This is a genomic window from Salinivibrio sp. PR919 (genome assembly GCF_001995355.1).
GTDB lineage: Bacteria > Pseudomonadota > Gammaproteobacteria > Enterobacterales > Vibrionaceae > Salinivibrio > Salinivibrio proteolyticus.
In genome coordinates this window covers 1-2,813 of sequence record NZ_MUFL01000151.1, presented here as the reverse complement: position 1 = coordinate 2,813, position 2,813 = coordinate 1, and the positions used below count along the sequence as shown (strand labels likewise).

The 2,813-nt window shown below is 49.3% G+C and carries 2 protein-coding genes and 1 pseudogene; all 3 read left to right on the top strand.

Going from position 1 to position 2,813, the window contains the following annotated elements; all coding sequences use genetic code 11:
• Nucleotides 1-158: 158 nt before the first annotated feature.
• Nucleotides 159-1,079: an oligopeptide ABC transporter permease OppB gene (gene oppB, locus BZG83_RS16185; RefSeq protein ID WP_069590926.1), complete on the top strand. Its 921-nt coding sequence runs from the start codon at nucleotides 159-161 to the stop codon at nucleotides 1,077-1,079.
• 10 nt (nucleotides 1,080-1,089) lie between these two features.
• On the top strand, nucleotides 1,090-2,001 hold the full coding sequence (oppC, locus tag BZG83_RS16180) for an oligopeptide ABC transporter permease OppC (protein WP_069590927.1): 912 nt from the start codon (nucleotides 1,090-1,092) through the stop codon (nucleotides 1,999-2,001).
• A gap of 150 nt (nucleotides 2,002-2,151) precedes the next feature.
• A pseudogene (locus tag BZG83_RS16175) lies at nucleotides 2,152-2,813 on the top strand (methyl-accepting chemotaxis protein); the annotation flags it as partial.

Sequence of the window (2,813 nt, the reverse complement as noted above, 5' to 3'; positions counted from 1 at the left end):
GATCTACTCTAAAGATCTTTACATTAAAGCGGAATAAACCCCTGACTCACAGCTAACTAAGGGAGTCGCCATCGGCGGCTTCCTTGGCTGGCTGTCGCTGTCTGTGAGGTCTATTCAGACAGCGCTCGCTGTGATTCTCAAAACGATACGGTACAGCTATGTTGAAATTTATCGCTAAGCGAATTTTGGAAGCCATTCCAACTTTGTTGGTATTGATCACTGTTTCCTTTTTCTTAATGCGGTTTGCGCCCGGCAACCCTTTTTCAAGTGAGCGTCCGTTACCCCCAGAGGTAATGGCCAACATTAATGCTAAGTATGGCTTGGATAAGCCGGTGTTCGAACAATACACCACCTACCTTGGCAATATTTTACAGGGTGACTTTGGGCCCTCATTTAAATACATCGATTTTTCGGTGAACGAACTGATCGCGGGGGCATTTCCAGTCTCTGCCCAAATCGGCGCATTGGCGTTTTTGTTCACTTTAGTGTTTGGGGTCACGATTGGCACCATTGCGGCGCTCAAGCAAAACACCTGGATTGACTATGCCATCATGTCGACAGCCATGCTTGGGGTGGTAATGCCATCATTTGTTCTCGCTCCAGTGTTAATTTATATCTTCTCGATTAATCTCGGTTGGCTTCCTGCTGGTGGCTGGCAAGGTGGTGGCTGGCAATTCATGATCCTACCCATGATAGGCATGTCGCTGCTTTACGTGGCAACATTTGCGCGTGTTACTCGAGGCAGCATGATTGAAACCTTGAACAGTAACTTCATTCGTACCGCTCGCGCGAAAGGACTGAGTTACCCCAAAATTATTGTTAAACATGCACTTAAGCCGGCGATGCTACCGGTTGTTTCCTACATGGGGCCTGCGTTTGTGGGGATTATTACCGGTTCGGTTGTAATTGAAACCATCTTTGGTTTGCCTGGCATCGGTAAGTTATTCGTGAACGCAGCGTTTAACCGCGACTATTCACTGGTACTGGGCTGCACCATCTTAATTGGTACGCTCACCATTCTGTTTAACGCTATCGTCGATATCCTGCTGGCGTATATCGATCCTAAGATCCGTTACTAGGGGTGACATAATGCTGACGAAAAAAGAAAATATTGACGCCCTCGAGAGCTTCTCTGAACAAGTCGATGTGAAGGGTCGAAGCTTATGGCAAGATGCTGCGGTGCGTTTTCGACGTAACCGCGCGGCGATGGCAAGTTTGGTCATCCTGTTTTTGATTGGCCTTAGTGTGATTATTGGGCCGCATCTAAGTGCCTATGCCTACGATGCGACCGATTGGTATGCTATTCATGCCGCGCCATCATTTGGTATGGAAGGGCATTGGTTTGGTACCGATGCGCTAGGACGTGATTTGTTTACCCGCACCATGATGGGCGGACGCATTTCGATTATGGTCGGTGTCATGGGGGCACTCGTCGCGGTGTTGATTGGTACGCTATATGGTGCCACATCTGGCTTTATTGGCGGCCGCACCGATGCTGTCATGATGCGTTTGGTCGAGATCCTCCAATCGATTCCATTCATGTTCTTCGTGATTGTGTTGGTCACCTTCTTTGGCCGTAATATCGTGTTGATCTTCGTTGCCATCGGCTGTATTGCATGGCTAGACATGGCGCGTATTGTGCGTGGTCAAACCCTAAGCTTACGCAGTAAAGAGTTCGTCGAAGCCGCGCACGTTTCAGGGGTTAGTACGCGCCATATTATTACGCGCCATATCGTGCCAAACGTGCTCGGTATTGTTGCGGTTTACTCGACTTTGCTTGTCCCCAATATGATTTTGTTTGAATCATTCCTGAGTTTCTTGGGACTCGGGGTGCAAGAGCCGATGACTAGCTGGGGGGCGTTGTTGCAAGAGGGTTCTCAAACGATGGAACTCGCGATTTGGCAATTGCTTTTCCCTGCGGCCTTTATGGTAATGACACTGTTTTGCTTTAACTATGTCGGTGATGGTTTACGCGATGCGTTAGACCCGAAAGACAGGTAAGTCATTTAGGGTTCTTACCGTAAAAAAGCAAAAATATGGGAAGCGCAGGTTTATCGCCTGCGCTTTTTTGTTATGGTTTAGTTGCAAGTGTTTCAAGGATGAGAATAGCGCTGGCATTATGCGAGTGCGTTGTAATGACAAGGAGCTGTCATGAAATCCCTTTCGATCCAATGGAAAGTCACGCTGGTGGCTGGCGCCTGTGTCGCCATTACAGCAGCAGCGCTGCTGAGTTTTTCGTCGTACGTGAATCAGCAATTCCACCAAACCGTTAGCACTGCGAGTACGCAGAGCCTAAAACAATCTGCACAGCGCTTAGCGACAAGCCAAGCACAAGTGCAAGCCACCCATGTTCAACGTTCGCTTGATGAGGCGGTGTACCGCGCACAAATGCTGGCCCAAAGCGTGGTGTATTTACAGTATAACGCGGAGCAAAATTTTACTGACAGTGGTGAGCTTCGCGGCTCGATTAATGAACTCGTCCGTCGCTCTGTTGTGAACTTCGACAGCGTGCAAGCAGCATTTGTCGTGTTTAAGCCCAATGCACTTGACCAAGAGGATGAGTTTTACCAATTAGACAGTGAACGTGGCGCCAATGCCGCAGGCCGCTTTGCCAGTCTATGGCAAAAGCGTGGTGACCAGTTGACGCCATCAGTGCTGAGCGAAGCGCAAATTAGCGATACCGCCCGCACCGCCTCCGGGCAGCCCAGCAATTATTGGTATCAATGCCCGCTTAGCCAAGGCACAGCCTGTGTGTCCGCCCCCCAAAGTGATAGCGAAGGCTTACATGTTACGATTTCCTCACCGCTGATGCG